The 710-nt window shown below is 31.4% G+C and carries 2 protein-coding genes; one reads left to right on the top strand and one right to left on the bottom strand.

All coding sequences use genetic code 11. From position 1 onward, the window contains the following. On the top strand, positions 1–499 hold a 499-nt coding region (locus D829_RS30825), incomplete at its 5' end, for a hypothetical protein (RefSeq protein WP_036660742.1). Here the strand turns inward: D829_RS30825 and D829_RS32890 are convergent. After that, the coding region (locus tag D829_RS32890) for a hypothetical protein (RefSeq protein WP_206537062.1) at positions 479–710 on the bottom strand (232 nt) is incomplete at its 5' end. The two genes, D829_RS30825 and D829_RS32890, sit on opposite strands and share 21 nt — an antisense overlap.

Here is a 710-nt window from a genome sequence, read left to right on the forward strand (position 1 = left end):
TGAGAGCATAATGAATTTTAAAGCTAAAATTCATTATGTTCCAACCGAAAAGGATGCTGTAATGTTAATTAATCTTGCAAATTTGTATTTGATAAATAGAAATTATCAAGATTACGATTCAACTATAAATATTTTAAAACATAAAATTCTTGCAAACACTGTTGATAGTTTCTATGAATACCACTTGACCAACTTAGAACTGGCTAAAAATATACTTCAATGCAATTGGCGTGACGCAGAAAATATACTCGGTGACTCTAAAGATAATCTTCCTAATTTTCATACAAAAAATGAAGATAAATTAAAAAATAGGCTGGTAGCCTTAGATACATTGATTAAAAATAAGTTGATACTCGAACCCGCTGAGCTTGATCAATGGGTATACGAAAACTCCAATCCCAAAGATGAGTCTAGTTCTTTTCATTGCAGATTATTTCTTTTTCTGATCTGCAATTCTCATCGTTATAGTCAGTTATCACTAATCTATTTTCGTAGATAATCCAATTATTGTACTATATATATCGTGATACTCTAAACCCATTTGGTTAAAAGCATAAGCAAATGAGCTATGCTTGGTTGTATAAGGCGAAGCAGCTATATCCATTAAGTAAGCAACACCCTGATTATCAATTCTAAAATCTACTCTTCCATAACTTCTTAACCCTACAAGTTGAGCGATGTCAATCGCTGTTGCTTTAACTTTTCGCTTA

The organism is Paenibacillus sp. PAMC 26794, from assembly GCF_000316035.1.
In the GTDB taxonomy this organism is placed as follows: domain Bacteria; phylum Bacillota; class Bacilli; order Paenibacillales; family Paenibacillaceae; genus Paenibacillus.